This is a genomic window from Erythrobacteraceae bacterium WH01K, assembly GCA_027941995.1.
GTDB lineage: Bacteria > Pseudomonadota > Alphaproteobacteria > Sphingomonadales > Sphingomonadaceae > CAJXSN01.
The window spans coordinates 2,174,642-2,201,633 of sequence record CP115966.1 but is presented as its reverse complement, the minus strand read 5'-3'; the positions used below and the strand labels follow the sequence as shown (position 1 = coordinate 2,201,633).

The following is a 26,992-nucleotide window of genomic DNA, read 5'->3' as shown; positions in this document are numbered from 1 at the left end:
CGGCCCGCAAATCCCGGGCCGGGCGGTTCAGCCGGAAGACAGGCTGGACCGCCTAGCTTTTCGATCATGACTGGCGGCATGTTGTGCACGCCATCCACGCGATTTGCCAAGGGGGCAAACCATTATGACCGTCCGTTCCGCATTCATCGCCGCAGGGGCGACCCTGTCCATGGCCGCCACGCCCGTCGCCGCGGCAGAGCTTCCCGTGTCGACGCAGCGCAGCGCCGTGGCGCCGGCAGCGGCCTATGATGCCGACGCCGAGAATGCCCAGCGTCACCGTTATCGTGGCTATCGCGGATACCGGGGCTATCGCGGCTACCGGAACCGGACGAGCGCCGGCGACATCATCGCAGGCGTCGCCATCCTGGGCACGATAGCCGCGGTCGCCAGCGCAGCCAGCAAGAACCGCGACCGGGACCGGTATCCCGACCGCCGCTATCGCACCTCCGGCCCGTCCTACGACACGTCCAGCGGCCTCGACCGCGCGGTCGACCAGTGCGTGCGTGAGATCGAGCGCGATGTCCGCATCGGCGAGATCGACGGCGTGGACCGGAACGGGTCCGGCTGGAACGTGACCGGCACGCTCTACAATGGCGATGGGTTCAGCTGCCGGATCGGCAATGACGGACGCATTGACGGGATCGACTACGGCGCGCGCGGCGGCTTCACAGGGGCCGGATATGACGGTGCGTTGCGCACCAGCGCCGCTGCAGACGGGCAATGGGACGATGCAGTCTATGCGCGTGCCCGGACCTCTGCCGGCTATGCCGAGCCGGACCTTTCCAGTCCTGCTGACGAGGACCTGCCTGCCGGCGTACAGCAAGGTCCGCAGCCAGCCTATCCGGGCGGTCCGGTAGCGGACGAGTACCAGTATGCGGACGAGGGCAATTACGGCGGCTGAGCGCCGGCGTTCGGCCCCGCGCGGCTAGCCCTGTTCCTCCGACAGGGGAGGGGCTTCCCCTTCGGCATCCGTCGCCACCAGCCGTTCGTTGTATGCAGGCAGCGCAAGGTTGAAACGGATCGCGGCGCTGCGAAGGATCAGCCCGGCGACCGTTGCCAGCGGCCAGACCAGCGTCCGCGGGCCACCCAGCATTTCTCCCGCCACGCATAGCGTTGCCGAGAGCGCCGCTGCGGTGACGTAGAGCTCGGGCCGCATCAGGATGGACGGGCGCCCCGCAATCACGTCTCGCATCACCCCGCCGACGCACCCTGTCACGACCCCCATCATCATCGCCGGAACCGGCGGAATGCCGTAGGTCAGAGCCTTCGCGCTTCCCAGCACGGCATAGGCGGTCAGGCCGATGCCGTCGGAATAATCGAGCAGCTTGCCATCCCACCACCGCGTCGGCGTGTACCACACCAGCAGCGCCACGATCATGCAGGTGGCGGCGACCCATGCGTCGTTGATCCAGAACACGGGCGCGCCGATCAGGAGGTCGCGCACCGTGCCGCCGCCGACGCCGGTCACCAGAGCGAAGAAGGTCAGCGTGACGAACGTCTGCCGTTCCTTCGCGGCAATCAGAGCACCGGACAGGGCGAATACGGCCACCCCGGCAATATCGAGCCAGTCGAGCAACGGCGTCAGGATGACTGTGGGATCGGGAATCATGGTCCGGTCTTCGCCCTGCGGCGCCGGAACATCAAGACGCAGCCCAGCATCGTACCCACCAGCGCCAGCAGCGCGAACAGGATCAGCACGGGATGCGAGCTATCCTCGCGCGTTTCCAGGTCCATGATGTGCAGCCCCCAGGCAAAGTCGAACATCCGCCACCAGCCGGTGCGCACGGCGGCGATGTCGCCGGTCGCTTTCTCCACATAGACCCTCGTGCCGCTTGCCAGCACCACCTGGTAGCCATCGACGGGGCGGCGAAAATCGAAAGGCGGCGCGTCTGCGGTAAATGCGTTGACGACCTCCACCGCCTCTCCGCCCACGATATTCTGCCGGACGATCGCGGCTGCTTCCTCTGCCGTTCGCGCGCCGGCCGGGCTGTTGTCGGACAGGTTGTAAGCGATCTTGCGACCGTCGCTGAGCGTGGCGATATATTCCAGTCTCCCGCCGCGCATGCGCTGGGTGATTTCGGTCACGTTGTCTGCGGGCGGCATGGCGAGCAGCTGTGTGCCGGGCGGAATGGGCTGGGCGGCCATGGGCTTGCGAAGATGCTCGCCGCGCACTTCCTCGATCGGGCGCGAAACCATCAGCAGCCCGGTCGCGGTCCACATCACGACGGGCACGCCGATCAGCCAGCCGAGCCAGACATGCCACCGCGCGAAACGCTGCATCCAGAGGCGTTTTGCCATGAACTACTCCGAAAACGGGCGGTCGCTGCCGCGCCTCGCCTGCCATGCCCGGCGTGATATTCAGCCGTGCAGCCGCGCCCCTATGGCCTCGGCAGCGGCGATGCAATCGAAGTCGCTCCAGCGCGGACCGATGACCTGCATTCCGCAAGGCAGGTCTCCGCTTGCCCCCACGGGCAGGACGGTCGCCGGCAGGTTCGGGAAAGTCGCGATACCGGCCCATGCCAGCCCCTCCGCCGCGTCGCGCTCCTCTCCGTTGATCGCGATCTTGCCGCGAAAGAGCGGCTCGTTCCTGTGCGGGAAGGCGAGGATATTGGCGGGCGGGGCAAGCACGAAGTCGTAACTTTCGAAAAGGCGCGCCCAGCTTCGCTCGCACCGGACCTGCGCGTCCATCAGGTCGAACCAGTCCGCTGCGCTTGCCTGATGGCCACCGGGCGACGGGGCCCCGCGTGCCATGGTGATGTTGAGCATCTTCAGATAGGCGGCGTGATCGCCCGCCAGGTCCGGCAGATCGGTGTAACCCACGTCCACGGAGGCTCCCACACCGCGCAGGACATCCAGAGCTGCCTCGATCGGCTGGCGCACATCGTCGTCTATCGGGCTGGCCGGGTGGTCGAGCAGGGCGAGGAAGCGCATTGTCTCCAGCGACTTGTCCCGCCGCAGCAGGGGAATGGTGGCAGTCAGTTCCAGCATCGCGGCCAGGTCGGCCGCGTTACGGGCCAGCGGTCCTGCCACGTTCAATGCCCCGTCATGCCGGCCGCGGTCGGCAAAGGCGGGATCGGTGTGCCCTTCCGAACTGACGAGACCCCAGCTCGGCTTGTGGCCCCAGATGCCGCAGAAATGGGCGGGCACGCGCACCGAACCGCCGATATCGGTGCCGAATTCGGCAGCGACCATGCCGCTTGCGACCGCTGCAGCAGCGCCACCGGACGATCCCCCGGCGCTCCGGTCGACGTCATGCGGGTTGCGCGTGCGACCATGGAGGGGGTTGAAGCTTTGCCAGTCGGCCAGGCCGGGCGGGACGTTGGTCTTGCCCAGCAAGACCGCGCCTGCCGCTTTCAGCTGGCGCACCACGGCGGCGTCGGCCTGCGCGATACGCCCGGCGTGGTCCTTCAGCCCCCAGCACGTGGGCAGGCCCGCCACGTCGAAGCTTTCCTTGATCGTCAGCGGAACTCCGAACAGCGTCTGGTGCGGCAGGGGCGTCTGCCGATCCATTGCCTTTGCCGTATCGCGCGCCCTGTCGAAAGCGCGCACCACCACCGCATTGATCGGACCGTCGCGCGCTTCGATCCGGGCGATGGCGCGGTCCGTGGCCTCCGACGGGGAAAGCCGGCCTTCGCGGATCAGGGAGGCGGTTTCCAGTGCGCCGGGCTGGTCGGTCAGGCTGGGAAAGGTCATGGGCGAGACTCCGTCAGGGGGACAGGCTGGGTTGGCGTCAGCGGGCAAACAGGTTCGACGGGTCGGCCATGGCCTTTATCTCGATCGCATTGCCGCTGGGATCGCGGAAGAACATCGTCGCCTGCTCTCCCGGCTGGCCTTCGAAGCGGATGGTCGGGGCGATGATGAAATCGACACCCTCTGCCGTCAGCCGCTTCGACAGGATGCGCCATTCTTCCATCGACAGGACCGCGCCGAAATGGGGAACAGGCACGTCCTCCCCGTCGACGTGGTTGCTCGCGCCTGTGCCGCCCTCGCCGGTTCCGGCGGGGGCGTGGTGCGCCACGATCTGGTGGCCATAGAAGTCGAAGTCGATCCATTCGTCGCTGCTGCGGCCCTCGGGGCAGCCAAGGATGCCGCCGTAGAAGCCGCGCGCGGCATCGAGGTCGTGAACAGGGAAGGCAAGATGGAACGGGGGCAGGGTCATGACGGGGTCTCTTCTTGGGGCGGCACCGAAAGGCCGAGGGCAAGGCCGAAGCCGAGGATGGGGGATGCACCATATCCGATGAGGATGCCGGGATAGTGCGAGATGAGCGCGATGATGGCAAAGCCGAACCACGCGCCCGCCAGTGCGAAACGGGTATGGGTGTAGAAAGGGGCGGCAAACAACACCAGCGCAAAGCCGGCCGCCATGGCCAGCATCAATCCGATTCCAGCGGCCATGGAGATCTGCATGGCATCGACGATAACCCGTTCGACAAAGGGTTGGGGCGGTAGCTCTCCCCGCACGGCCATGATCAGGGATGCAGCGAACCCCACGATGCAGACAAGTCCTATGCGCCAGTCGCGGGTCCGGTCGTGCAGGCCGGCGGCGGCGAATACGGCGGCAAAACCGAATGCTGCATCCGGCTGGAGCGAGGCAGCAAGAATGGCGGCCAGCAGAATGGGCGCCGCGAACTCCCGGTCCCGCGCAGCCAGCACGGCAATCGCGGGGAAGGCGAGCGAGCCTGCGTGAAGCGACAGCGGACCCACCGGCAGCCAGCGGGCGATCCCGTTGACCCATGGCCCGGTCACAAGGGGGACGAAACACAGCGCGAGCAGAAAGACGACCATGATGCGGTGCGCGCGTAGGGTGCGCGGCGACCGTCCCGCCAGAATCCACCCTGATGCGATGATCAGCGCGCCTGAATTGATGGCGATGTATCGCCCCGGTGCCCCGGCTGCCCACAGATATAGCAGGCCGGCGCCGACAGGGACCAGCACGGCAAGAAGGGCCGGGAGTTTCCTCGCCAGCCCTCCTGTCCTGCTGTCGGTCATGGGCCGGTCAGATGTGGATCGGCTTGCCCTGGACCGCCATGGCCGCTTCCTTCAGCGCCTCGGCATGGGTCGGGTGGGCGTGGCAGGTATAGGCGATGTCCTCGCTCGTCGCGCCGAATTCCATGGCGACCGCAGCTTCGGCAATCAGCGTACCGGCCAGGCTGGCGACGATGTGGACGCCCAGCACCCGGTCGGTGTCGGCATCGGCGATGACCTTCACGAAGCCGTCCGTGTCGCGGTTCGCCTTGGCGCGGCTGTTGGCCATCATCGGGAACTTGCCGATCTTGACGGTGTGGCCCGCTTCCTTCGCCTCTTCCTCGGTCATGCCGACATCGGCGAATTCGGGCATGGTATAGACCACGCCCGGGATCAGGGCGTGGTTCACGATGCCCGTCTGGCCGGCGATGTTTTCCGCGACCGCAATGCCCTCGTCCTCGGCCTTGTGCGCCAGCATCGGACCAGGGATCACGTCGCCGATGGCCCACACGCCGTCTACCTTTGTGCGGAAATCGTGGTCGGTTTCGATCTGGCCGCGCTTGTTCAGCTCCAGCCCGATGGCATCCAGTCCGAGCTTGTCGGTGTTCGGGTGCCGCCCGATGGAGACCAGCACATGGCTCGCCTCGATCGTCTCGGCATCGCCGCCCTCTGCCGGTTCGACCGAGACATGGACTTTCTTGCCCTTGACCTCGGCGCCGGTAACCTTGCTCTTCAGCTTCAGGTCCATGCCCTGTTTCTTGAAGATCTTGCCCGCTTCCTTGCGCATGTCCTTGTCCATGCCGGGCAGCAGCATGTCGAGATATTCGATGACGGTGACCTTCGCGCCCAGCCTGCGCCAGACGGAACCCAGTTCCAGCCCGATCACGCCGCCGCCGATCACCACCAGGTGCTCCGGCACTTCGCCGATTTCGAGCGCGCCGGTGCTGTCCACGATCCGGCCCTTGGCGTTATCCACCTCGACCCCGGGCAGGGGCGTGACGCTGGAGCCGGTGGCGATGACGATGTCCTTCGCCGTTACCTTCTCGCCGTTGATTTCGGCGGTATGAGCATCGACGAAGGTCGCATGGCCTTTTTTCCAGTCGACCTTGTTCTTCTTGAACAGGAATTCGATGCCGCCCGTCAGTTCGCCGACGGCCTTCGTTTTTTCCGCCATCATGGTCGGCAGGTCGAGTTCGACCGAGGTCTTCATGCCCCACTTGGCCATGTGGCCGCCCTCGGCTTCCTCGAACAGTTCGCTGGCATGGAGCAGCGCCTTCGACGGAATGCACCCGACATTGAGACAGGTGCCGCCCAGGGTCTCGCGGCTTTCCGCGCAGGCGGTCTTCAGGCCCAGCTGTGCCGCACGGATGGCCGCGACATAGCCGCCGGGGCCAGCGCCGATGACAAGGACGTCGTAATCGTATTTCGTATCGCTCATTGTGCCTCTGCCTCGTCCGTGCGTTCGCCGTCGGCGCCGCCGGAAAGATATTGCTGCGCGCACTGCGCCACTATCGTTTCTATCTGGGTAGTATCGCCGGAAATCAAACCGCCGATATCGAGTTCGTCCTGTGCGCGCCGCGCGGTGCAGTCGCAGACCGTGTCGGCCGCTTCTGCGGCGATGGGCAGGCCATTGACCTGCGCGATGCACTGGGCGCGGACCTGCGCCATCATGCCGCCGCTGCCTTCCTCCGCCGCCTGGTCGCATGCAGCCAGCGCAACGGCCGCCACCATGGACAGGGCGAGGGAAGCAAGGGGGGCTGCCGAAGGCCGCTCCTGCCGCATCACAGGTCGATCAGCATCCGGGTGGGATCCTCGATCGCTTCCTTGATGATCTTCAGCGCGGTCACGGCCTCGCGCCCGTCGATCAGGCGGTGGTCGTAGGACAGGGCCAGATACATCATCGGACGGATCACGATCTCGCCATCGACGACGACCGGGCGATCCTCGATCCGGTGCAGGCCGAGAACGGCGCTCTGCGGGGGATTGATGATCGGTGTCGACATCAGGCTGCCGAACACGCCGCCATTGGAAATGGTAAAGGTGCCGCCCTTCATGTCGTCCATCGTCAGCGTGCCTTCGCGGGCGCGACTGCCGAAATCGGCGATGTCTTTCTCGATTCTTGCGAAGCCCTTGGCCTGCGCATCGCGGATGACCGGGACAACCAGGCCGTTCGGGGCGCTGACCGCAACCGAGATGTCGACATAGTCGTGATAGACGATCTCGTCCCCGTCGATATAGGCGTTGGCCGCCGGCACGTCCTTCAGCGCGAGACAGGCGGCCTTGGCAAAGAAGCCCATGAAGCCGAGCTTGATATCGTGCTTCTTGGCGAACAGGTCCTTGTACTTGCCCCGCGCTTCCATAACCGCGCTCATGTCGCAATCGTTGAAGGTGGTGAGCAGCGCGGCATTGTCCTGCGCGCCCTTCAGCCGCTTGGCGATGGTCTGGCGCATGCGGGTCATCTTGACCCGCTCTTCCGCCCTCGCACCGCGGCTTTCACCGCCGGAAGATGCCGTGCCTACCTGCTGCGCCTGCGCAGGCGCGGCATCGGCAATGGAGTTGTCGTCGCCCTTGTTTTTCGCGGCGGCGATCACGTCTTCCTTGGTCAGGCGGCCATCCTTGCCTGTGCCCTTGATCGTGGTCGGATCGACGCCGTGTTCCAGGACTGCGCGGCGCACGGCCGGGCTCAGCGTCTGGGAGGCATCGGAAGCGGGCGCAGCGTCGCCGGACTTGCCTTCGCGCTTCGCCTGGCCCTCTTCTGCCTGCTGTTCCTTGCGTGCAGCTTCTTCGCCGGTAGCGGCGGGCGCGCCGCCTTCTTCCACCGTCGCGATGACCGCACCGACTTCGACCGTGTCGCCGACCTCTGCGCCGAGCGAGCGGATCACGCCTGCCACGGGGGAGGGGACTTCGACTGCGACCTTGTCGGTTTCGAGGCTGACGATGGGTTCGTCCACCGCCACGGCATCGCCGACATTCTTGAGCCATTCGCCGATTGTGCCCTCGGTGACGCTTTCACCAAGTTGCGGGACCTGAATTTCGGTAGCCATTATTATCCCTCGTTCCTGCAGTCGCGTTCGCCGTTTCGCTGGGCTTCGCCGCCATCGGCGAGACCCAGAGCGATGCTGACGAGCGCATCCTGCTGTACCTTGTGACGCGCCGCATAGCCGGTTGCTGGCGATGCGGCGACTTCGCGGCCGGCATAGCAGGGACGCATCCCGCCCTTGCCGGCTTCACCCAGTGCTTCCTCGATCTTGCCGTCGACGAAGAACCATGCGCCGTTATTCTTCGGCTCTTCCTGGCACCAGACCACCGTTTCCAGGTTCGTCATGCGCTTCAGGCGCACGGCCAGCGGTTCGCCGGGGAAGGGATAGAGCTGTTCGATCCGAACGATGGAGACATCGTCCAGCCCTTCCTCGTCGCGCTTCTCGATCAGGTCGTAGGCGACCTTGCCACTGCACAGGACAAGGCGCTTCACCTTCTCGTCGGCAATGTCCTTCGTATCGGACTTGATCCGCATGAAGTGATGGTCGCCCATGAACTCCTTCGCCGGGCTTTTCGCCATCGGGTGGCGCAGCAGCGACTTGGGGGCCATGATGACCAGCGGCTTGCGGAACGGGCGCAGCATCTGGCGGCGAAGCACGTGGAAATAGTTCGCCGGCGTGGTGATGTTGCAGACCTGGATATTGTCGTTCGCGCAAAGCTGGAGGAAGCGTTCGAGCCGTGCCGAGCTGTGCTCCGGACCCTGGCCCTCATAACCGTGGGGCAGCAGCATCACGAGGCCGTTTGCGCGCAGCCACTTGACCTCGCCGGCGGCGATGAACTGGTCGATCATGATCTGCGCGCCATTGGCGAAATCGCCGAATTGCGCTTCCCACAAAACAAGCGTCTTAGGGTCCGCCATGGCGAAACCGTATTCGTATCCCAGCACGCCATATTCGGACAGCGTGCTGTCATAGACCTCGAACTTGCCGTGGGGCAGGGTGGTCAGCGGGATATATTTGCGCTCGTCCGTCTGGTCGACCCAGACCGCGTGGCGATGGCTGAACGTGCCGCGGCCGCTGTCCTGCCCGGACAGGCGCACGCCGAAGCCTTCGGTCACCAGGCTGCCGAAAGCGAGCGCTTCCGCCGTGGCCCAGTCGAAGCCTTCGCCGGTGTCGAACCATTCCTTCTTCGCCTTCAGCACGCGGCCCAGCGTCTTGTGAATGGTCAGGTCGTCCGGCACCTGCGTCAGCGTCTTGCCGAGGCTGTCGAACAGTTTCTTCTCGATCGCGGTGTCGGCATTGCGCCGCGCGGTTTCCGCATCGGCCGGCTTGTTCATGCCCGCCCAGCGGCCGCCGAACCAGTCCGCCTCGTTGGGCTTGTAGCTTTTCGCGGCGGCGAAATCGTCTTCCAGCTGGCTGACGAAATCGGCACGCAGCTGGTCTGCCATGCCGTCGTCGATCACGCCTTCCTCGCGCAGCCGCTCGGAATAGATCTTGCTCACCTTGGGATGGCCGCGGATTTCCTTGTACATCAGCGGCTGGGTGAAACTCGGCTCGTCGCCCTCGTTATGGCCGAAGCGGCGATAGCACCACATGTCGATCACGATATCGCGGCCGAATTTCTGGCGATACTCGATCGCCAGCTTGCAGGCAAAGGTCACCGCTTCCGGATCGTCGCCATTGACGTGCAGGATCGGCGCCTGGACGCCCTTCGCCACGTCGCTGGGATAGGGGCTGGAGCGAGCGAATTTCGGGCTGGTGGTGAAGCCGATCTGGTTGTTGATGATGAAGTGGATGCAGCCGCCGGTATCGTAACCGGGCACGCCCGACAGGCTCAGGCTTTCCCACACCACGCCCTGTCCGGCAAAGGCCGCGTCGCCGTGGATCAGCACCGGCAGCACCTGCTGGTGCTTCGCCAGGTCGTCGCGGATCGCCTGCTGCGCGCGCGCCTTGCCGAGGACGACGGGATTGACCGCCTCCAGGTGGCTGGGATTGGGCACGAGGCTCATATGGACCTCGATCCCGTCGAAGGCGCGGTCGGTGCTGGTGCCGAGGTGATACTTCACATCGCCCGAACCGCCGACATCGTCGGGATTGGCGCTGCCGCCCTGGAATTCGTGGAAGATGACCTTGTAGGGCTTGGCCATCACGTTTGCGAGCACGTTCAGGCGGCCGCGATGCGCCATGCCGTAGATGATCTCGCGCACGCCGTCCGCGCCGCCATACTTGATGACCGCTTCCAGCGCGGGGATCATGGATTCGCCGCCATCGAGGCCGAACCGCTTGGTCCCGACATATTTCTTGCCGAGGAATTCCTCGAACTGCTCGCCCCGGATCACGGCGGCGAGGATTGCCTGCTTGCCTTCGGGCGTGAACTGGATCGTGTCTTCGGGCGTCTCGAACTTGTCCTGCAGGAACCGGCGTTCCTCGGTGTCCGTGATGTGCATGTATTCGAGGCCGACATTGCCGCAATAGGTGTCGCGCAGCACCTGGTAGAGGTCGCCCACCTTCACCCATTCGAAGCCGAACACGCCGCCGACATAGACTTCCTTGCCTTCCTGTCCGGCGAAGCCGTGCCATTCCAGGCTGAGGTCTTCCGGTTCTTCCAGCCCGGAAAGGCCCAGCGGGTCGAGGTCGGCCGCCATGTGGCCGCGCACGCGGTAGAGGCGCACCAGCAGCATGGCGCGGATGGAATCGCCGGCGGCCTTCTCCACCGCGCCTGCGTCCATCGCCTTGCCCGCCTTCTTCGCGGCGGCGGCGACGGCCTGCTTCATCTGCGTCGGGTCAAGCGCCTGCGTCAGGTCGGCATCGGCGTCGACCGCTTCTGCCAGCCAGCGCGGATTCGCCCAGGACGGACCCGGCTGCGGCCCTTCCTGGTCGCCCAGTTCGGGGAGGAAATCGTGTGCTTCGTTGCCCATGTCAGGCCGACCTTTCGCACCGGCTCCGATGCCGGCTATTCACTCAATGCCTTGGCGCCGCGGAAGGCTCCCGGGGAGGAGAAAACCTTTCCGCGTCGCGAAATCAGGCCATTTCCTTCAGCATGGCATCCAGCGTGGTGCCGAGCTCGCTGGGCGAGGGCGAGACACGGATGCCCGCATCTTCCATCGCCGCGATCTTGTCGTCCGCGCCGCCCTGGCCGCCCGAGACAATCGCGCCAGCATGACCCATGCGGCGGCCCGGAGGCGCGGTGCGGCCCGCGATGAAGCCGACCATGGGCTTCTTGCGGCCCTTGGCAGCCTGTTCCTTGATGAAGGCTGCGGCTTCTTCTTCCGCGCTGCCCCCGATCTCGCCGATCATGATGATCGACTTCGTTTCGTCGTCGTCGAGGAAGAGGTCGAGCACGTCGATGAAGTTTGTGCCGTTGACCGGGTCGCCGCCGATACCGACGGCCGTCGTCTGGCCGAGGCCGACCATGGTGGTCTGGTGGACGGCTTCATAGGTCAGCGTACCGGAGCGGCTGACCACGCCGACGCTGCCCTTCTGGAAGATCTTGCCCGGCATGATGCCGATCTTGCACTCGCCGGGCGTCAGCACGCCGGGGCAGTTCGGGCCGATCAGGCGCGACTTGGACCCTTCCAGTGCAGCCTTCACGCGAACCATGTCCAGCACGGGGATGCCTTCGGTGATGGCGATGATCAGTTCGATCTCGGCATCGATAGCTTCGCAGATCGCGTCGCCTGCGAAGGGCGGCGGCACGTAGATGCACGAAGCGGTCGCGCCGGTTTCGGCCTTGGCTTCGCGCACGGTGTTGAACTGCGGCAGGCCGATATGGTCGGTGCCGCCTTTGCCCGGCGTCACGCCCGCAACCATTTGTGTCCCGTAATCAAGCGCCTGCTGCGTGTGGAAGGTGCCGGTGTTGCCGGTCATTCCTTGCGTGATGACCTTGGTGTTCTTGTCTACCAGGATGGACATTCAAACTCTCCGTAAAACTAATTTGCCGTCGGATCTTAAGCGCAGCGATTAACCGACCGCCTTCTGTGTAGCGTTCTCGCGAAGCCGTCTGCCAAACGAGAAGGCCACTATCGCCACGGGAACCAGCACAATGCCGACGATCAGAAACAACAACGAATAGTAAGCTGAAATACCGACAATCGCGAAATAACATGCCGCAGCTATGGGTCGGGCTTTCTCGAGATATCGGCCGAGTAGCGCGATAGGCGCAACAAAGCCGAAAATCGCCGCTATCGCGAGGGCCGTTTCCAAAGTGGCGTTCACTATAAGGCTCTCTTCACGCCAGCGAGCTATCCAGCCCCTTACACGCTTCGAGCAGCTCCTCGACCGCGTCGGTCGAGACCTTGAGGTTGGCCTTTTCCTCGTCCGACAGTTCGATCTCGACCACGTCTTCGGTGCCGCCCGCGCCGATCACGGTCGGGACGCCGACATACAGGCCATCGAGGCCGTACTTGCCTTCGACATAGCTGGCGCAAGGCAGGATGCGCTTCTGGTCGCCGAGATAGGCTTCGGCCATGGCGATGGCGCTGGTCGCCGGGGCGTAATAGGCGGAGCCATTGCCGAGCAGGCCGACGATCTCGCCGCCGCCCTTGCGGGTGCGGTCGACGATTTCGTCGATGCGGTCGGCGGAAACGTCCTTGATCCTGGCGTAGTCGTCGACCGGAATGCCGTTGATCGTGGTGTAGCTCTTGACCGGAACCATCGTGTCGCCGTGGCCGCCCAGCACGAAGGCGTTCACGTCCTTCACCGAGCAGTCGAACTCCCATGCGAGGAAGGTGGCAAAGCGCGCGCTGTCGAGCACGCCGGCCATGCCGACCACCTTGTTGTGCGGCAGGCCGCTGAATTCGCGCAGCGCCCAGACCATCGCGTCGAGCGGGTTGGTGATGCAGATCACGAAGGCGTCGGGGCAGTTGTTCTTGATGCCTTCGCCGACCGCCTTCATCACCTTGAGGTTGATGCCGAGCAGGTCGTCGCGGCTCATGCCGGGCTTGCGCGGGACACCGGCGGTGACGATCACGACGTCGGCGCCGGCGATGTCGGCATAGTCGTTCGAACCGGTGATCTTGGCGTCGAAGCCTTCGACCGGGCCGCACTGCGACAGGTCCAGCGCCTTGCCCTGCGGCATGCCTTCCGCGATGTCGAACAGGACGATGTCGCCCATTTCCTTCTTCGCGGCGAGATGGGCGAGCGTACCGCCGATCATGCCGGAACCGATAAGGGCGATCTTCTTGCGACCTGCGTTTTGAGCCATAGGGGGTAAGCGTCCTTCCAACCGCGCGGGACGACGTTACGGGCATGGCGCATGATACGCGGCCCATCAGCCGGTGACGCGCCAATTCGTCCCGCGAGGGAGCGCGCCCGGCAAACTCGGGTCATTCGACTAGGCCGCAGCCTGCACGATTGCAACCACCAAAGCCGCGGTTTCGCAGACTATCTTTGCAAATGGTTCGCAGTTGCAATAAGGCACCGAAATACAGACGCCAGACGCCTGCCCAATGCGATTACAAACGGGAATTGCAACGGGTTCCTGATGGACCTCGATGGCATGCGGCGAAGCGTTCGGCCGATCAGCCGGTTGCCTGCAAACCTCTGCCGATCGCAGACCCGTGCTCGCCGCGTTCCTGTGCCAGCAGCATGGCGGCAAGATAGTCCGGCACGGCGCGGCTGAAATAATATCCCTGGCCCAGCGTGCAGCCGGCGGCGCGCACGGATTCGACCTGCTCGGCCTTTTCCAGCCCCTCGGCCACGATTTCCATGTCCAGCTGCGACCCCAGTTCGGCCACGGCATGGATGATGGCCTGCGTCTTGCGGCCGATATCGGGGCCGGACACGAAGCTGCGATCCACCTTGATTTTCGAGAACGGATATTTGTTGATATAGCCGAGCGAGGAGTACCCCTTCCCGAAATCGTCCATCGCGAACCGCACGCCCTTTGCGGAAAGGTCGCCGATGAACCGCTCGGTCGCGCTGTTGTCGTCGACCAGCACGCTTTCGGTGATTTCGAGTTCGAGACGGTGCGGGGCAAGCCCGGCCTCGCGCAGGGCAGCCACGATTCCCAGTGCCGCACCGGGAGCCTTGATCTGCAGGGGCGACAGGTTGACGGCGACCGTCACGTCTTCCGGCCAACCGGCACAGGCCTTCGCTGCCTGCTTCGTGATCCAGTTCCCCAGGGTGACGATGACGCCTGTCTCTTCCGCGACGGGAATGAACTGGTCGGGCCGCAGCTCACCCTTGACCGGGTGGAACCAGCGGACCAGCGCTTCGAAGGTGCGGATCTTGCCGGTCTGCAGGTCGACGATCGGCTGGAAGAAAATCGACAGTTCGTCGCGCTGGATCGCGGCGCGCAGTTCAGCCTCGATCTCGCGCCTGTTGGCCAGATCGCGGGTCATGGACGGATCGAAGAACCGGCTGCGACCGCGCCCGCCCATCTTGGCATCGTACAGCGCCAGGTCGGCGTGCTGGAGCAGCGTGTCCGCATCCTCACCGTCTTCCGGCATCAGGGCGATGCCGATGGAGCAGCTGACTTCCAGCCGCTCGCGGTCGAATTCCATCGGGCGATGAAGTTCGTCCAGGATCCGCACGGCCAGCGCCTCGCAGGCGGAGCGGTCGTCGACTTCGCTCACGATCACGAATTCGTCCCCGCCAAACCGCGAAACCGTGCTCCCGGCCGGCACGACCGATTGCAGCCGGTCTGCCGTTTTCGCCAGTACCCGGTCTCCCGTATGGTGGCCCAGAAGGTCGTTCACTTCCTTGAAGCGGTCGAGATCGAGCCAGAACAGGGCGATCTGCCGCTCCCGCGGGACATTCATGATGGCCTGCACCAGCGCATGGTTCAGTCCGGCCCGGTTGGCGAGGCCCGTCACCACGTCGGTCCTGGCGAGGCGTTCCATCTTGGTCGCCATGGTGCGGCTGGCCTGCGCGTGCGCGATCGACTGGTATAGGGTCAAGAAGGTATTGCTGGTGATCGCCACCATGGCGAGCATCGCAAAAGGTATGGTTGCCGCCAACACGAGATAGGCGGGCGTGGCCGCTATCGCTGCGCCGGTGCCGATGGGTGCGAAACACAGGACCATCTGGCCCAGCGCAATCACGGGACGGCCTGCATTGCGTGCGGAAATTCCGGTCCCGTAGCACAGGGCGTGACCGACCAGCAGGACCTCGACGCCCGCGCCTGCGCCCATCACGATCGCCATTCCCGCCAGCAGGCCGAACAATCCCGCATAGGCGAAGGCGCCGATCTCGTAGAGCAATTCAAGCTTGTCGGTGCTGTGCCGGGCGTTGTCCGGGTTGATGGCGAACGCCACGGCAACGCGGACCAGGGCAGAGACCGTCATCGCAACCGCGACTGCAGTAAAGACCGCATCCTGCACGAACCAGGCCGCGGCCAGGCTGACGAGAATGCCGTTGAACGCACCGATCGCAAGGCTGGATGGCTGGGTGTAGAGCGACGACACGAGGGTCCGGCGGACCTGCTCGTTCATCGCGTCCGCGCCCAGCTTGCGGCTCACCATGTCACGCAGCCATTTGATCTTCTGCGTCGTTCGCATGACGCCCGGATTAGGGCGAAAGCGTCATTTTTCAGTTAATCGACCGACAATGATTTTGCAAAATGGGTCATCGCTCCGGCGTGCCGGTCAGGCGCAGGCGTCCAGCATCCTTTGCCGCATGGCCAGGCGGTCGGCCATGGGCCGGTCCAGTGCACGGCAAATCGAATGCCATTTCTCGAATTCGTCGCGCGCATTGCTCAGCAGTGCCCGTTCCGCCTTGGCAAAGGCGTGGTCTGCCGCACCCAGGCCATGAACCTGGAACTGCTCGAGCGCCGCGCGCAGCAGTTTGTCGGTGTCGACGATCGCGCCGTCCAGATTGTCGTTCGCGGCCCGGCCCCGCGCGCGGCGGGCCAGGGCGCGGGCGACGGGGGACCATGTCCGGCGGCGGGCGGCGGCGAAACGAATCGACATGATGTATGGCTTTCTGCGACGTGATCTATCGGGCTGCGAGGCGATGGAGCCTGTCGGCAGCCGGGGCGGGAACTGTCTTAGGGATAGGGGGCTAAGCACCTGTTTCCGCTTAAGGTTATGCGACCATTAAGTTTTGGGTGCAGGTGGTTATTGGCCCGCATTCCCGCCATTTCCGGCGCCCGGTTTCCATTGTCCGGCATTGGCGTATTCGGGGCGTACGGCCCCTGCGCCCGGCAGTTTCTCTGCGGTGAACTGCGCGTCTCCGCCCGCGGCCTCTACCTTCGCGGTGTAGACCGGTGGCGGCGCGCGCCGTCCCGCCTCCGCTGCGGCCTTCGCGCGGGCTTCCTCGTAAGCGCGGGCCAGCGCGACCGGATCGGTTGCAGATGCCGTCTGCGCCATGTCGGCAGCCGATGCAGGCAGGGGCTCCGCACTGCGGGGCGAGGGGCGCGGAATGCGTTCGCCGCCGACATAGGCAGTGCGGAACGCGCCGGGCCGGCCCGCGCTGCCTTTCCAGCGATAGAAGCGGTGCGCGCCGATCGTGCCGATATGGTCGAGGCTGCTGGCCCAGTAGGGATTGATCCACGTCGTATGATAATGCGTGGCATAGCCAACGGGCGTGTAGACATCGCCTGCCAGCGCCTCTGCCGCGACGCGCCGCGCACGGGCCCAGCCGCTGGCCGACGGCTTGCGCGCCATGCTGCCGTCGCAGGTGAAGGTGAACTGGCAGCCGGTCCGCCGCTCGCTGCCCTGGTAGACGACGCCGCACACACTGGCGGGGTAGGTCGGATGCATCACGCGATTGAGCACGACCTGGGCGACCGCCTTCTGTCCGCCCGTGCTCTCGCTTGCCGCTTCGTAATAGACCGCCTGCGTCAGGCATTGGAGCGCACGCGCCTTGTCGAGGCCGGTCCCACCGGAACGGAAGGCTCGTGCCGCCGGCCCGGCATCGCGGATTTCGACAGCCTGTGCCGGGTCGCCGGACATGACTTCGAGCGGATTGAAGACGTCCACCCCGTCGGCCAGCGTTCCCGATCCGAAACCTGCACCGGACCTTGTATCGAGCGGCCGGGACTGGACAGCGAGATCCGGTGTATCGTCGAGGTAGTAGAACGCCGATCCGGGGAAGCTGCTGCCGGCTTCTTCAAACGGCATGGGGGTGACAGAAGCCGGTTCGGCCTGTTCGGCTTCCGGTCCGAAGGCGCGCCATTCGCCCGGTGCTGCAAAGGCCGGAACACCGACTGCCGCCGCCAGGATGAGCGCGGCCCGCGACTTTGGCCCCAGCCGCTTGCGATCGACCCTGCGCGAGGCGCGGGGACCTGCAAGGGTGGGGGCAGGAGCGGTGGAGCGAGGGGTCAAACGGATATCCGGTGCTTGGCTTCGTGGGGGCAGACGTATCTAGGGGCGACCAGCCTCCCGCGCGAGCGCGGGTTTGGGCCCCGTCCCCTAGAGGGACAGACCGGATTGCGCGCTTAAGATTCAGGGTAAGGACCGGGTTAACGCCTGCCGCGGCCGCTTGCGCCGGACGCCTGCCGGGGCTAGGGGCGCAGGCCTGTCATGGGTGCCGTGTGAAAGCGCGGCTAAGAGGGAAAGGGGTGAGCGGGCCGTTCGGCCGGCAAATCCCCTGCTGCCCCCGCAACTGTGACCGGGAAGGCGCGCTCCCAAAATGCCACTGTCCACCGGGCGGGAAGGCGAGGGCGGGCCGATGATCCGGGAGCCAGGAAACCTGCCTGTCGACAGTCGCTTGAGCCGCGGGCGGGGTGTACCGACGGCAACGGATCGATGGGCAGACCGCGAGGGTCTGTCCGCCGTCATGGGCGACGCTTGTGCTTTTGACGGAGGTATCGTGCGTAAATTTCTGTTCCTAATCGGTTGTTCAGCCATCGCCATCGCGCCGCTCAGCGCGCAGGAGGGCGAACCCGACATTCGCAACGACTATTCCGAATTCCTCGAGGATCGCCCGGCGACCACTATCACCGTCACCGGCGTGGCGACCGAAATAGAGGATACCGGCCAGCCCGTGACCATCATCGAACGCGACGAGATCGAGAGCGTGCAGGGCGCCGATATCACCCGCGTCCTGCGCCGTGCGCCGGGGGTCACGATCACCGGCAATGGCGGGCTGGGCTCGCTTACCAGCGTGCGCGTGCGCGGCGCCGAGGGCGACCAGCTGCTGGTGCTGATCGACGGGGTCGAGGTGGGCGACCCGGCCTCCACGGCTGGCGGCTTCGATTTCGGCAACCTGATCCCCGGAACGATCGAATCGATCGATCTCCTGCGCAGCTCCAACTCGACAGTTTGGGGCAGCGACGCAATCGGCGGTGTCCTCGCAGTGAAGACACGCGCGGCGACCGGCCTCGAGGCCAGCGCCGAGTATGGCGAGCGCGACAGCCTCTACCTTCAGGGTTCGGGCGGCTTCGAGCACGAGCGCGGCTTCCTGGGACTCGCGGGAAGCTACATCAGCACCGACGGTTTTTCCGCTGCATCCGGCGGCACCGAGGCCGACGGATTCGAGCAATATGCGATCACCGGGCGCGGGCGGATCTATCTCGACCGGACAAGCGAGATATTCGTCTCGGGTCGCTATGCCGAGGGCGAGCTCGATCTCGACGGTTTTCCGCCGCCCAATTTCGCACTTGCCGACACACTCGGCACGCAGGAAACGCAGCAATATTCGGGCGCCGTCGGAATTCAGCGCGATACTGGCCCGCTGTTCCTGCGGACGCTCTATTCCTTCGCCGACACCGAACGGGCCAATTTCGATCCAGCCTTCGGCCCCGGCCCATCCTTCACCTCGGACGGGAATCAGGACCGGGTGGAAGCGCGCGGCGAATGGCGACCGATCGGCCCGTTGCTCGTCAATTTCGGCGGCGAGTACGAATGGAGCTCTTTTTCCGACGGCATTGACGGGGCATCCACCAGCATTTTCGGCATCTATGGCCAGATCGGGATCGAGTTCGGCCCGCTGTCCGGGCGCATCGGTGCCCGGTTCGACGATCCGGAAGATTTCGACGGCACAACCAGTTTCGGCGGCGACATCAGCTACGAGATTGCGCCGAACCTGCGCGCACGGGCCAGTATGGGAGAAGGCTTCAAGTCCCCCTCGCTGTTCCAGCTGTTCTCCGATTTCGGCAACCCGGCGCTCGAGCCTGCGCGCAGCACCAGCTACGATGTGGGCCTCGCCTATGGCGACCGGTCGCAGGATGGCTACGCAGCCCTGACGGTGTTTCGGCGCGATACCGAAAACCTCATCGATTTCGCCAGCTGCTTTAGCGTGGTCGACCCGTTGTGCGACGATGGCCGGTTCGGTTTTTACCTCAATGTCGGGGAGGCGCGCTCGGAGGGGTTCGAGATCGAGGCGGGCAAGCAGCTGGACGAGCGTCTGTCGACCCGGCTGGCCTACAGCTATACCGAATCGCGCGACCGCACGCCGGGTGGGGCGAACGAGGGCAACCGGCTGGCGCGCCGGCCCGAACATGCGCTGACCGCTTCGATCGACTGGACGGGGCCGGCCGACTTGACGCTGGGCGGCGACGTACGGCTGGTGAGTGACAGTTTCGACAATATCGGCAACACGGCGCGGCTGGATGGCTACGTGGTGACGGACCTGCGGGCGAGCTGGCCGCTGGCGCCCCAATTCGAACTGTTCGGGCGGATCGAGAATCTGTTCGACGTCGATTACGAGGTGAGCGCGGGATACGGCACGCCGGGCAGGACCGGCTATATCGGCGCGCGGCTGCGCCTGTGAAGGCGCGATTGGTGGGCGTGGCTCTGCTGGCGGGCATCGTTCCGCTGGCAGGGTGCGCGCCTGCCGACAGCAGAGCCGAGGCGCGGATTGCCGAAAGCGAAGAAGCGCGCCCGTCTCCCGTTGGCCCTTCCGTCGTCAGCCTGAACCCGTGCGCCGATGCGATCCTTGCCGAAATCGCGCCTGAGCGGCTGGCCGCAGTATCGCATTACAGCCACGATCCGCAGGCGACCTCGATGGATGTCGATCTTGCGAGGCAGTTCCCGGCCACGGGCGGCACGGTCGAGGAAGTGCTGGCACTCGGTCCCGACGTGGTGGTCGCGTCGAGCTTCCTTGCGCCTGCCACGCGGGCAGCCTTCGCCGATCTCGGCATTCGCGTCGAAACGGTAGGCATCGCGTCTTCGCTCGAAGAGAGTGTGGCGCAGGTCCGTTCCCTCGCGGAGGTCGCACAGGCCGGGCCCGCCGGAGAGGCGCTGGCCGGGCGAATGCAAGAGAGATGGGCGGAGGCGGCCCGGGTTGGCCCGCAAGTCTCCGCCGTCCTCTGGCAGCCGGGCGGCATCGTGCCGGGCGACGGCGCGCTGGTCTCGCACATGATGCGGCAGGCGGGATTTGCGAGCCATTCCGCGGCGCGGGGCCTGGGCCAGGCGGATTACCTGCCGCTGGAAGCGATGCTGGCGGATCCTCCGGACCTGCTGCTGGTTGCGGGCCGGGAACGCTCGCAATCGCATCCAGCCTTGGAGGCTTTGCCGGAAATGCGGGTGGAGCGGTTCGATCCCGCGCTCCTCTATTGCGGCGGACCGACGATTCCCCGCGCGCTGGCGCGGCTTGGCGAGGTGCGCGGAAAATGACGCGCGCCGCCCTGATTCTGCTGGGCTTGCTGGCCATCGCCTTCCCGCTTTCGCTGCTCGCCGGGCGCGTCTGGATCGATCCGGCGAGCACCCCCAATGCCGCAATCATTCTGGCCGAGTTGCGGCTGCCGCGTGGGCTGCTGGCGATGGTCGTCGGGGCGGGTCTTGGCGCTGCCGGGGCGGCCATGCAGGGTTATCTGCGCAATCCGCTGGCCGATCCCGGACTGTTCGGCATAGCGCCCGGCGCGGCGCTGGGAGCGGTGGCGAGTTTCTGGCTGGGCTATCAGGCCAGCTGGTGGGCTTTGCCTGCGCTGGCACTGGCAGGCGGCGCGGGGGCAATGGCACTGCTGGCGCTGATCGCAGGACGAACGGGCGGGATCGCCCTGTTCACGCTGGCCGGCCTCATGATCGCCAGCCTGGCCGGGGCACTGACCTCGCTCGCCATCAGCCTTGCTCCCAATGCCTTTGCCATGAGCGAGATCGTGACCTGGCTGATGGGCGCACTGACCGATCGCGGGTGGCGCGATGTCTGGCTGGCCGCTCCGCTGACGCTCGCGGGGATTGCGCTGCTGGCCTTTGCGGGCCGCGACCTCGACGCGCTGACACTGGGCGATGCGGCAGCGCGAAGCATGGGGGTTGATACTGCGCGCCTGCTCTGGCTGCTGATTGCAGGCATCGGGCTGACCGTCGGGAGCGGTGTGGCGGTGGCAGGGATCATCGGGTTCGTCGGCCTGATCGTGCCGCACCTGGTCCGCCCGCTGACCGACAGACGTCCGTCCTCGCTCCTGCTGCCAAGCGCGCTGGCGGGCGCGCTGCTTGTGCTGGTAGCGGACAGCATCGTGCGCGTCCTGCCGCTGGTGACGGAGCTGCGGCTGGGCATCGCCCTCAGCCTGATCGGCGCGCCGTTCTTCCTGTGGCTGCTGCTGAAGATGCGGCGCGGCGCGCTGGGGGGCGTGTAATGTTATCGGCGGAGAAATTGAGCCTTGCGGGGCGCCTGGACGGCGTGTCGGCCGCGCTGGAAACGGGTAAGGTGACGGCGATCTGCGGGCCGAACGGGGCGGGCAAGTCGACCCTGCTGTCCTGCCTTGCCGGGACAGAATTGCCGCAGGCGGGCCGCGTCATGCTGGGGCAGGAAGATCTGAACCGCCTGCCGGCACGCGAACGCGGAAAACGTCTCGGCTATCTGCCGCAAGCCCCTGAAATCGCGTGGGACATGGCGGCAGAGGCTCTGGTACGGCTTGGCCGCCTGCCGCACCGTGACAGCGGCGATGCGGCTGTGGAGCGCGCGATTGCGGCCCTCGATCTGGAGGCATTGCGCCACCGCCCGGCGTCGCAATTGTCGGGCGGCGAAAGGGCGCGCGTCCTGCTTGCCCGGGTGCTGGCCGGCGAGCCCGAATGGTTACTGGCCGACGAACCGCTGGCCGCACTCGACCTGGCGCACCAGATATCGCTGCTGCGCGTGTTCCGCGCGCGCGCCGACGCCGGGACAGGCGTCGTGATGGTGGTGCACGACCTGTCGCTGGCGATGAACCATGCCGACCGGGTGATTGTTCTCGGCCGGGGCCGCGTGGTAGCCGATGGCCGTCCGGAAGACGCCCTGTCGCCCGAAAACCTGCGCGCGGTCTGGCAGGTCGAGGCGCGCTGGCTGGGGGAAGCGCGCGCCCGTGCGTTGACCGTTTCCTAGCGTCTTAGTCTTTTACCGGGCGCAATACCGCGTATCGCCGGCGCGGCACATCTTTACCGCGTGGCGCCACTCGGCCATTTCCCGCTCATATTGTGCGAGGCGCGCCTCCTGTTCGCGGCGCTGCTCCGCCCAGCGTGCGTCGCGTTCACGGACATAGGCCAGTTGTTCGCGGTTGAGCTGGCGGATCATCGCCGCATCGCGTTCGCGAGCCTCGCGGCTCTGCATGTCCGGATCCCTCGGATCGTCGGCCAGTGCGGCGGCCGGACATAACGCCAGGCCAAGGGCGATGGCCCCGGCAATCGAATAGCGATTTTTCATGATGCGAACCCCTTACCGTCCTCCATCCGGCACTAGCCCCGGTGCGTTGCCGCATTCCATACACAAAAGGTAAACCGCGGTGTCTCCGTCGTGGCAGGATCACGTTTCGCCGCAAGTCGATGCGCGCCGGGCACATCGGGCACTGGCCGGGCGTTGAGGGGCGTATGGACAGGCAGGCGCTGCAGGACAGGTGGTTCGAACTCACCCGCGAGGTGATGCCGTCGCTGGCGGAGGAGCGCGGCTGGCCGGTGCGGTTAGATCATTGCTTCCAGCGCATCCTGCTGGACCATGCCGCGGGCGGCCCGTGGCGGGAGCATATCGAGGCTCCGGCTTACGCCAAAGCAAGCGACGCGCAACTGCGCGCAGCAATCGAATTGGGCGAAAAAGCAGTGGCGGGCGAGGCGGACCTTGCCGCGCTCAACCGTCAGTCATTGGAATGGCGCGGCAAGCTGTAACGCCCGCCGCGCCTGTTCCTTACTTCGTGCCGACGCTGCCTGCCGGGAGCGCGCCGTCCGACGTGTCGAGCGCGTCGGTATCGCCTGCGACCAGCCCGCGCGCTTCCAGCATCGGGGTGACGTCGGGCTGGCGACCGGCAAAGTTCTCGAACATCTCGAAATAGTCCATCGTGCCGCCACGGCTGAGCACAGTGTCGCGCTGGTGCTGGCCGTTTTCGCGCGTCAGGCCGCCATTTTCCAAGAACCACTTGCGGCTGTCGCGGTCCAGCATCTCGGTCCACAGATAGCTGTAATAGCCACTGGAATAACCCGTCGGGCTGCTGAAGATGTGGTTGAAATAGCTGCTGCGATAGCGCGGCGGGACGAGGCCGATTTCGAGGCCCAGTTCCTCCAGCGCGTTGCGCTCGAACGCGTCGACCTGCTCGGGCGTGGTGATCGCGGCTGCCTCGGCCGGCGACAGGGCATGCCACTTCATGTCGAGCAGGGCGGCTCCCACCACTTCGCCGAAATCGTAGCCCTGGTTGAACTTCGCCGCGGCCTCGATCTTCTCGATCAGTTCCGCCGGGATCGTCTCGCCCGTCTGGTAGTGCTTGGCATAGTTCTGCAGCACTTCGGGATAGGTCGCCCACAGCTCGTTCACCTGGCTGGGATATTCCACGAAGTCGCGCGCGGTCGCCGTGCCCGAAAGCGAGGCGTATTTCTGATCCGCGAAGAAGCCGTGCAGCGCATGGCCGAATTCGTGGAACATCGTGTTGACGTTGTCGAAGCTGACCAGCTGCGGCTGGCCTTCACCTGCCTGCGGGATATTGAGCACGTTGTAGATGACCGGCTTCGTTCCGTAGAGATAGCTCTGGTCGACGAAGTTGCTCATCCACGCGCCGCCACGCTTGGACGGGCGCTGGAACGGGTCGAAATAGAAGATGCCGAGCTGGGTGCCGTCTTCCTCGAACACGTCGTAGGTCGTCACGGTCGGGTGATAGACCGGCAGGTCGGTGCGCTGCTTGAACGTCAGGCCGTAAAGCTTGTTCGCGGCGAAGAAGACGCCGTTTTCCAGCACGTTCGTCAGCTCGAAATACGGCTTCACCGCGTTCTCGTCGAGGTCGTAGCGTTCCTTGCGGACCATCTCGGCATAGCGATACCAGTCCCACGGCTTGACCTCGAAATCGCCGCCTTCCTCGGCGATCTTTTCGTTCAGCAGGGCAGCCTCGCGCCGCTGTGTCGCGGCGAGGGCGGGGACCATCTGTTCCATGAAGTCGAGCGCGGTCTGCGGGTTCTTCGCCATGCGGTCGTACATGACGTAGCTCGCCCAGTCGGGCTGGCCGAACAGGGCGGCCTTCTGCGCGCGCAGCGAGGCGATTTCGGCGATCAGGGCGCGGGTGTCGTTTTCCCCGCCCTGGTCGGCGCGGTTGTAGGATAGCATGAACAGCTTCTCGCGAACATCGCGATTCTCAAGGGCCGGCAGGCTGGGCTGCTGCGTGGTGTTCTGCAGGGCGATGGCAAACTTGCCCGGCATGCCCTTTTCCGCCGCCAGCTTGGCCGCCGCATCGATTTCGCTGTCGGACAGGCCGGCCAGCTCCTCGCGCGTGTCGACGATCAGGGCATTGTCGACGGTCGCTTCGCGCACGCGCTGGCTGAATTCGGTGGTGATTTCGGACAGGCGGGTATTGATCGCCTTGACCTCGGTCTTCTGCGCGTCGGTCAGCATCGCGCCGGCCTGGACCATGCCCTCATAGGTCTCTTCCAACAGGACCGCATCCTCGCGCTCCATCGCCATGGCAGCGCGGTTGTCGTAAACCTGCTTCACCCGGGCGAACAGCACCGGGTCGAGCGTGATCGCATCGGAATGCGCGCTCAACTTCGGGCCGATCTCGGCCTGCACGGCGTCGAGCGTGTCGTTGGTGTTGGCGCCCGTCAGCGCGAAGAACATGGTGGCGACGCGCCCGAGCTGGCGACCGGAGGTTTCCAGCGCCATGATGGTGTTCTCGAAGGTCGGCGCCTCGGGATTGTCGCGGATCGCGGCAATCTCGACATTGTGGAGCGCCATCGCCTGTTCGAAGGCGGGCAGGTAATCATCGTCGGAAACTTGCGTGAAATCGGGTGCCTGCAGCGGCAGCGAACTGGCGTTCGCGAAATAGCCGGTCGCTTCGGGCATTGCGGTATCGTCTGCCATCGTGGCCTCCATCGTGTCGCCCGCCGATGCCATCCGGGTATCTGTCACGGTGGAACAGCCGGCAAGCAGCGCTGCGCCGAGCACGGTGGGCGCGGCGCCCGTGAACAGGGAGCGGTTGAAGATACGGGTTTTCATGAAAAGGTCTCTCTCCGAAAGGATTATGTCTGCACCGCGCCGCGGGTCCGGGCCGCGCGCGGGGTTGATCCGTGTGTTAGCCGGGGCAGGTTGAACCGCAGATTGATTGCAAATGCAACCGGGCTGCGGGGTGCGGCTTTCAAGAGCGGGCGGTTATTCGCCCGGCGTGCCTTGCGCCTCGACCAGTGCCTGCCGGTTGATGGTGCGGATTTGCGGGACGCCGCCGGTCTCGCCGGTCGCCAGCCAGATGCCGCCAAGCGCCAGGAACGCACCCTGGTCGGGGACCACGGTGACCCGCGAAAGGTCGGCCTTCGCAAGGACGGACAGGACATCGGGCGCGAAGATGGCGTCGAGATCGTCTTCGATGCGCGAACCGTCCGGAAAGGACGTCCGGTTTCCCTCCCGGTCGATAAAGGTCAACTCCGGTGCCAGCATTTGCGCCAGCGCAGCCCGGTCATCGGCAGCAGCGGCCCTGCTCATCCTTTCCAGCGCCAGGTTGAGCTGGCTGGGGCTGGTCCCCACGCCGCAGCTGATCGTGCCGCCTTCTACCGCATCGTACGCGCGGTCGAATTGCACATCGGGAGAAGGGGCCGCATCCCAGACAAGCAGGAGACAGCTGTTTGCCCCCCCGGAGCGTCCGGGGCCTTCGTTTGATGTTTCGCGTACCGCGCGGCGCTGCGCATTCTGCGCATTGTCCGAACCTGCGGTCATACCGGCCAACTGGTCGCCCTGCGGGGCTTGCGAACAGCCCACTACCATCAGGAGGGCGAGCGATGCGACGGCGGCGGAAAGGCGTCGCTGGCCCTTCGGTATGCCGGTACGGGTCTGGCTGGAAAGATGTGTTGAATCAGGCAGGGCGCGGGTTCTCATAATTTGCGTCCATGAAGATCGCGGCACGCCTTTCGCTGCGATGGATAAGGCCGCCGGCAACCGCGCCGCCGGCAGTGGTGTAGTTCAGTTCATCGGCAATCGCGCCGTAATCCGCATTGGCGATTGAAGTGTTGAGACGCGGACTGCGGCTTTCCGATACCCCGCCTTCACCGACATTGAAAACAAGATCGACCAGCGCATCGAACTCGTGCTGATAGACGTTGAGACCGTCCAGCAGTCGCACGACGCCCACTTCGGCCTTTTTCAAATCGCTGGTCAGGAACTGCATCGCACGCTCGTGCGAGATGGTATCGCCCACGGAAAGATTGTCCTCCGGCAGAACCAGATGCCCGACGCCAACGGTCGGATAGCCCGCAACATCGCGGTAGACGGTGTATCTGACACCCTCTTCCTCGACGAGCGCCTGCTTGAACTTCTCACTCGACGTGATGTGCGCGGCATTGATCCGCATCACCTCGGCATTGCGGGCCGCCATGTCGTCGTAGGAAAATTCATCGGCGAGTTCTGCCAGCGCTGCATTCAGCGTCGCAGAACTCGGCGCCGTGTTCCCGATGGTGGCGAGGGCCATGCCGGCAGCGGCCAGGCTGACCGGAACGCCGCGGAGCGATCCGCCACGCCAGCTTTCGCGGACACGCCGCGACCTGTTCTTCAGCCCGGATTTCATTCGGTCACGTTTCCCCCGGCGGCGATTGCCGAAGTCGGGTCCGCCATGGCCACGTGTCCTGCGATGTGTTTCGGAATAGGAGGTTATGACCTGCCCCTTCCGGAGCGCTTTTGACTGCGCGCTCTCCCTGCTTTCTGGTTCTGCATTTCTATCCGTTCGTTGTTCGTTGCGTCAGGCCTTACTCCGATCGAGTGCCTCCGGCCCGCGTCGCAACGGAGTTTTGCCTTGATAT

25 protein-coding genes and 1 riboswitch are annotated in these 26,992 nt (G+C 65.3%); of the genes, 6 read left to right on the top strand and 19 right to left on the bottom strand.

Annotated elements, in window-relative coordinates:
- Window positions 1-124 precede the first annotated feature (124 nt).
- Complete coding sequence (locus PF049_10790) at window positions 125-901, top strand: hypothetical protein (GenBank protein ID WBY16079.1); 777 nt, start codon at window positions 125-127, stop codon at window positions 899-901.
- A gap of 24 nt (window positions 902-925) precedes the next feature.
- On the opposite strand, the gene PF049_10785 is transcribed toward PF049_10790, so the two are convergent.
- The 15 genes from PF049_10785 to PF049_10715 all read right to left on the bottom strand — a co-directional run bounded on the left by PF049_10785 (window position 926) and on the right by PF049_10715 (window position 17,209).
- Complete coding sequence (locus PF049_10785; protein WBY16078.1) at window positions 926-1,609, bottom strand: trimeric intracellular cation channel family protein; 684 nt, start codon at window positions 1,607-1,609, stop codon at window positions 926-928.
- Complete coding sequence (locus PF049_10780) at window positions 1,606-2,298, bottom strand: PepSY domain-containing protein (protein ID WBY16077.1); 693 nt, start codon at window positions 2,296-2,298, stop codon at window positions 1,606-1,608. The genes PF049_10785 and PF049_10780 overlap by 4 nt, the downstream gene beginning before the upstream one ends.
- Window positions 2,299-2,358: 60 nt before the next feature.
- Window positions 2,359-3,693: an amidase family protein gene (locus tag PF049_10775; protein WBY16076.1), complete on the bottom strand. Its 1,335-nt coding sequence runs from the start codon at window positions 3,691-3,693 to the stop codon at window positions 2,359-2,361.
- A 37-nt stretch (window positions 3,694-3,730) separates the two neighbouring features.
- Entirely contained in the window at window positions 3,731-4,159 is a 429-nt protein-coding gene (locus PF049_10770) for a VOC family protein (protein WBY16075.1), read from the bottom strand.
- Entirely contained in the window at window positions 4,156-4,989 is an 834-nt protein-coding gene (locus PF049_10765) for a hypothetical protein (protein WBY16074.1), read from the bottom strand. Before PF049_10765 ends, PF049_10770 begins: the two co-directional genes overlap by 4 nt.
- Before the next feature lie 7 nt (window positions 4,990-4,996).
- Complete coding sequence (gene lpdA / locus PF049_10760) at window positions 4,997-6,403, bottom strand: dihydrolipoyl dehydrogenase (GenBank protein ID WBY16073.1); 1,407 nt, start codon at window positions 6,401-6,403, stop codon at window positions 4,997-4,999.
- On the bottom strand, window positions 6,400-6,696 hold the full coding sequence (locus tag PF049_10755) for a hypothetical protein (protein WBY16072.1): 297 nt from the start codon (window positions 6,694-6,696) through the stop codon (window positions 6,400-6,402). Before PF049_10755 ends, lpdA begins: the two co-directional genes overlap by 4 nt.
- 50 nt (window positions 6,697-6,746) lie before the next feature.
- Complete coding sequence (gene odhB / locus PF049_10750) at window positions 6,747-8,009, bottom strand: 2-oxoglutarate dehydrogenase complex dihydrolipoyllysine-residue succinyltransferase (GenBank protein ID WBY16071.1); 1,263 nt, start codon at window positions 8,007-8,009, stop codon at window positions 6,747-6,749.
- Between the two features lie 2 nt (window positions 8,010-8,011).
- Window positions 8,012-10,861, bottom strand: a complete 2,850-nt coding sequence (locus tag PF049_10745; GenBank protein WBY16070.1) for a 2-oxoglutarate dehydrogenase E1 component — start codon at window positions 10,859-10,861, stop codon at window positions 8,012-8,014.
- A 103-nt stretch (window positions 10,862-10,964) separates the two neighbouring features.
- The gene (gene sucD, locus PF049_10740; protein ID WBY16069.1) at window positions 10,965-11,855 is read right to left on the bottom strand and encodes a succinate--CoA ligase subunit alpha; all 891 of its coding nucleotides are present in this window, start codon (window positions 11,853-11,855) and stop codon (window positions 10,965-10,967) included.
- A 48-nt stretch (window positions 11,856-11,903) separates the two neighbouring features.
- Window positions 11,904-12,158: a hypothetical protein gene (locus PF049_10735; protein WBY16068.1), complete on the bottom strand. Its 255-nt coding sequence runs from the start codon at window positions 12,156-12,158 to the stop codon at window positions 11,904-11,906.
- A gap of 13 nt (window positions 12,159-12,171) precedes the next feature.
- On the bottom strand, window positions 12,172-13,146 hold the full coding sequence (gene mdh, locus PF049_10730) for a malate dehydrogenase (protein WBY16067.1): 975 nt from the start codon (window positions 13,144-13,146) through the stop codon (window positions 12,172-12,174).
- A 316-nt stretch (window positions 13,147-13,462) separates the two neighbouring features.
- Window positions 13,463-15,442, bottom strand: coding sequence for an EAL domain-containing protein (locus PF049_10725; protein WBY16066.1), 1,980 nt, complete (start codon window positions 15,440-15,442; stop codon window positions 13,463-13,465).
- Between the two features lie 87 nt (window positions 15,443-15,529).
- Window positions 15,530-15,853 carry a hypothetical protein gene (locus PF049_10720; GenBank protein WBY16065.1) on the bottom strand — a complete coding sequence of 108 codons (324 nt, stop codon included), beginning with the start codon at window positions 15,851-15,853 and terminating at the stop codon, window positions 15,530-15,532.
- 147 nt (window positions 15,854-16,000) lie between these two features.
- Complete coding sequence (locus tag PF049_10715) at window positions 16,001-17,209, bottom strand: cell wall hydrolase (GenBank protein WBY16064.1); 1,209 nt, start codon at window positions 17,207-17,209, stop codon at window positions 16,001-16,003.
- Between the two features lie 183 nt (window positions 17,210-17,392).
- Window positions 17,393-17,599, top strand: a riboswitch (cobalamin riboswitch).
- A 97-nt stretch (window positions 17,600-17,696) separates the two neighbouring features.
- On the opposite strand from PF049_10715, the gene PF049_10710 reads away from it, so the two are divergent.
- From PF049_10710 to PF049_10695, 4 genes are read left to right on the top strand one after another with little or no spacing between them, the layout of a single operon-like run.
- Complete coding sequence (locus PF049_10710; protein WBY16063.1) at window positions 17,697-19,598, top strand: TonB-dependent receptor; 1,902 nt, start codon at window positions 17,697-17,699, stop codon at window positions 19,596-19,598.
- Window positions 19,599-19,609: 11 nt separating this feature from the next.
- Window positions 19,610-20,443 (top strand): ABC transporter substrate-binding protein, encoded by an 834-nt coding sequence (locus tag PF049_10705; GenBank protein WBY16062.1) that lies wholly within the window; start codon window positions 19,610-19,612, stop codon window positions 20,441-20,443.
- Window positions 20,440-21,402 carry an iron ABC transporter permease gene (locus PF049_10700; protein ID WBY16061.1) on the top strand — a complete coding sequence of 321 codons (963 nt, stop codon included), beginning with the start codon at window positions 20,440-20,442 and terminating at the stop codon, window positions 21,400-21,402. Before PF049_10705 ends, PF049_10700 begins: the two co-directional genes overlap by 4 nt.
- The gene (locus PF049_10695) at window positions 21,402-22,127 is read left to right on the top strand and encodes an ABC transporter ATP-binding protein (GenBank protein ID WBY16060.1); all 726 of its coding nucleotides are present in this window, start codon (window positions 21,402-21,404) and stop codon (window positions 22,125-22,127) included. The genes PF049_10700 and PF049_10695 overlap by 1 nt, the downstream gene beginning before the upstream one ends.
- Window positions 22,128-22,139: 12 nt before the next feature.
- Here the strand turns inward: PF049_10695 and PF049_10690 are convergent, their stop codons facing one another.
- The gene (locus PF049_10690) at window positions 22,140-22,445 is read right to left on the bottom strand and encodes a hypothetical protein (protein WBY16059.1); all 306 of its coding nucleotides are present in this window, start codon (window positions 22,443-22,445) and stop codon (window positions 22,140-22,142) included.
- Window positions 22,446-22,564: 119 nt separating this feature from the next.
- On the opposite strand from PF049_10690, the gene PF049_10685 reads away from it, so the two are divergent.
- Complete coding sequence (locus PF049_10685) at window positions 22,565-22,900, top strand: GCN5-related N-acetyltransferase (GenBank protein ID WBY16058.1); 336 nt, start codon at window positions 22,565-22,567, stop codon at window positions 22,898-22,900.
- A 19-nt stretch (window positions 22,901-22,919) separates the two neighbouring features.
- Here PF049_10685 and PF049_10680 read toward each other — a convergent pair whose 3' ends face one another.
- From PF049_10680 to PF049_10670, 3 genes are all read right to left on the bottom strand, one after another.
- A complete protein-coding gene (locus PF049_10680) occupies window positions 22,920-25,205 on the bottom strand; it encodes a M3 family metallopeptidase (protein ID WBY16057.1) in 2,286 nt (761 codons plus the stop codon).
- 153 nt (window positions 25,206-25,358) lie between these two features.
- Window positions 25,359-26,075, bottom strand: coding sequence for a hypothetical protein (locus PF049_10675; protein ID WBY16056.1), 717 nt, complete (start codon window positions 26,073-26,075; stop codon window positions 25,359-25,361).
- Window positions 26,053-26,760, bottom strand: coding sequence for a lysozyme (locus PF049_10670; protein ID WBY16055.1), 708 nt, complete (start codon window positions 26,758-26,760; stop codon window positions 26,053-26,055). Before PF049_10670 ends, PF049_10675 begins: the two co-directional genes overlap by 23 nt.
- Window positions 26,761-26,992 lie beyond the last annotated feature (232 nt).

Excerpts from the sequence above, each read along its gene's own strand:
- PF049_10790 (WBY16079.1), top strand. The coding sequence starts at position 125 with ATGACCGTCCGTTCCGCATTCATCGCCGCAGGGGCGACCCTGTCCATG.
- PF049_10785 (WBY16078.1), bottom strand. The coding sequence starts at position 1,609 with ATGATTCCCGATCCCACAGTCATCCTGACGCCGTTGCTCGACTGGCTC.
- PF049_10780 (WBY16077.1), bottom strand. The coding sequence starts at position 2,298 with ATGGCAAAACGCCTCTGGATGCAGCGTTTCGCGCGGTGGCATGTCTGG.
- PF049_10775 (WBY16076.1), bottom strand. The coding sequence starts at position 3,693 with ATGACCTTTCCCAGCCTGACCGACCAGCCCGGCGCACTGGAAACCGCC.
- PF049_10770 (WBY16075.1), bottom strand. The coding sequence starts at position 4,159 with ATGACCCTGCCCCCGTTCCATCTTGCCTTCCCTGTTCACGACCTCGAT.
- PF049_10765 (WBY16074.1), bottom strand. The coding sequence starts at position 4,989 with ATGACCGACAGCAGGACAGGAGGGCTGGCGAGGAAACTCCCGGCCCTT.
- lpdA (WBY16073.1), bottom strand. The coding sequence starts at position 6,403 with ATGAGCGATACGAAATACGATTACGACGTCCTTGTCATCGGCGCTGGC.
- PF049_10755 (WBY16072.1), bottom strand. The coding sequence starts at position 6,696 with ATGGTGGCGGCCGTTGCGCTGGCTGCATGCGACCAGGCGGCGGAGGAA.
- odhB (WBY16071.1), bottom strand. The coding sequence starts at position 8,009 with ATGGCTACCGAAATTCAGGTCCCGCAACTTGGTGAAAGCGTCACCGAG.
- PF049_10745 (WBY16070.1), bottom strand. The coding sequence starts at position 10,861 with ATGGGCAACGAAGCACACGATTTCCTCCCCGAACTGGGCGACCAGGAA.
- sucD (WBY16069.1), bottom strand. The coding sequence starts at position 11,855 with ATGTCCATCCTGGTAGACAAGAACACCAAGGTCATCACGCAAGGAATG.
- mdh (WBY16067.1), bottom strand. The coding sequence starts at position 13,146 with ATGGCTCAAAACGCAGGTCGCAAGAAGATCGCCCTTATCGGTTCCGGC.
- PF049_10725 (WBY16066.1), bottom strand. The coding sequence starts at position 15,442 with ATGCGAACGACGCAGAAGATCAAATGGCTGCGTGACATGGTGAGCCGC.
- PF049_10720 (WBY16065.1), bottom strand. The coding sequence starts at position 15,853 with ATGTCGATTCGTTTCGCCGCCGCCCGCCGCCGGACATGGTCCCCCGTC.
- PF049_10700 (WBY16061.1), top strand. The coding sequence starts at position 20,440 with ATGACGCGCGCCGCCCTGATTCTGCTGGGCTTGCTGGCCATCGCCTTC.
- PF049_10695 (WBY16060.1), top strand. The coding sequence starts at position 21,402 with ATGTTATCGGCGGAGAAATTGAGCCTTGCGGGGCGCCTGGACGGCGTG.
- PF049_10690 (WBY16059.1), bottom strand. The coding sequence starts at position 22,445 with ATGAAAAATCGCTATTCGATTGCCGGGGCCATCGCCCTTGGCCTGGCG.
- PF049_10685 (WBY16058.1), top strand. The coding sequence starts at position 22,565 with ATGCGCGCCGGGCACATCGGGCACTGGCCGGGCGTTGAGGGGCGTATG.
- PF049_10680 (WBY16057.1), bottom strand. The coding sequence starts at position 25,205 with ATGAAAACCCGTATCTTCAACCGCTCCCTGTTCACGGGCGCCGCGCCC.
- PF049_10675 (WBY16056.1), bottom strand. The coding sequence starts at position 26,075 with ATGAGAACCCGCGCCCTGCCTGATTCAACACATCTTTCCAGCCAGACC.
- PF049_10670 (WBY16055.1), bottom strand. The coding sequence starts at position 26,760 with ATGAAATCCGGGCTGAAGAACAGGTCGCGGCGTGTCCGCGAAAGCTGG.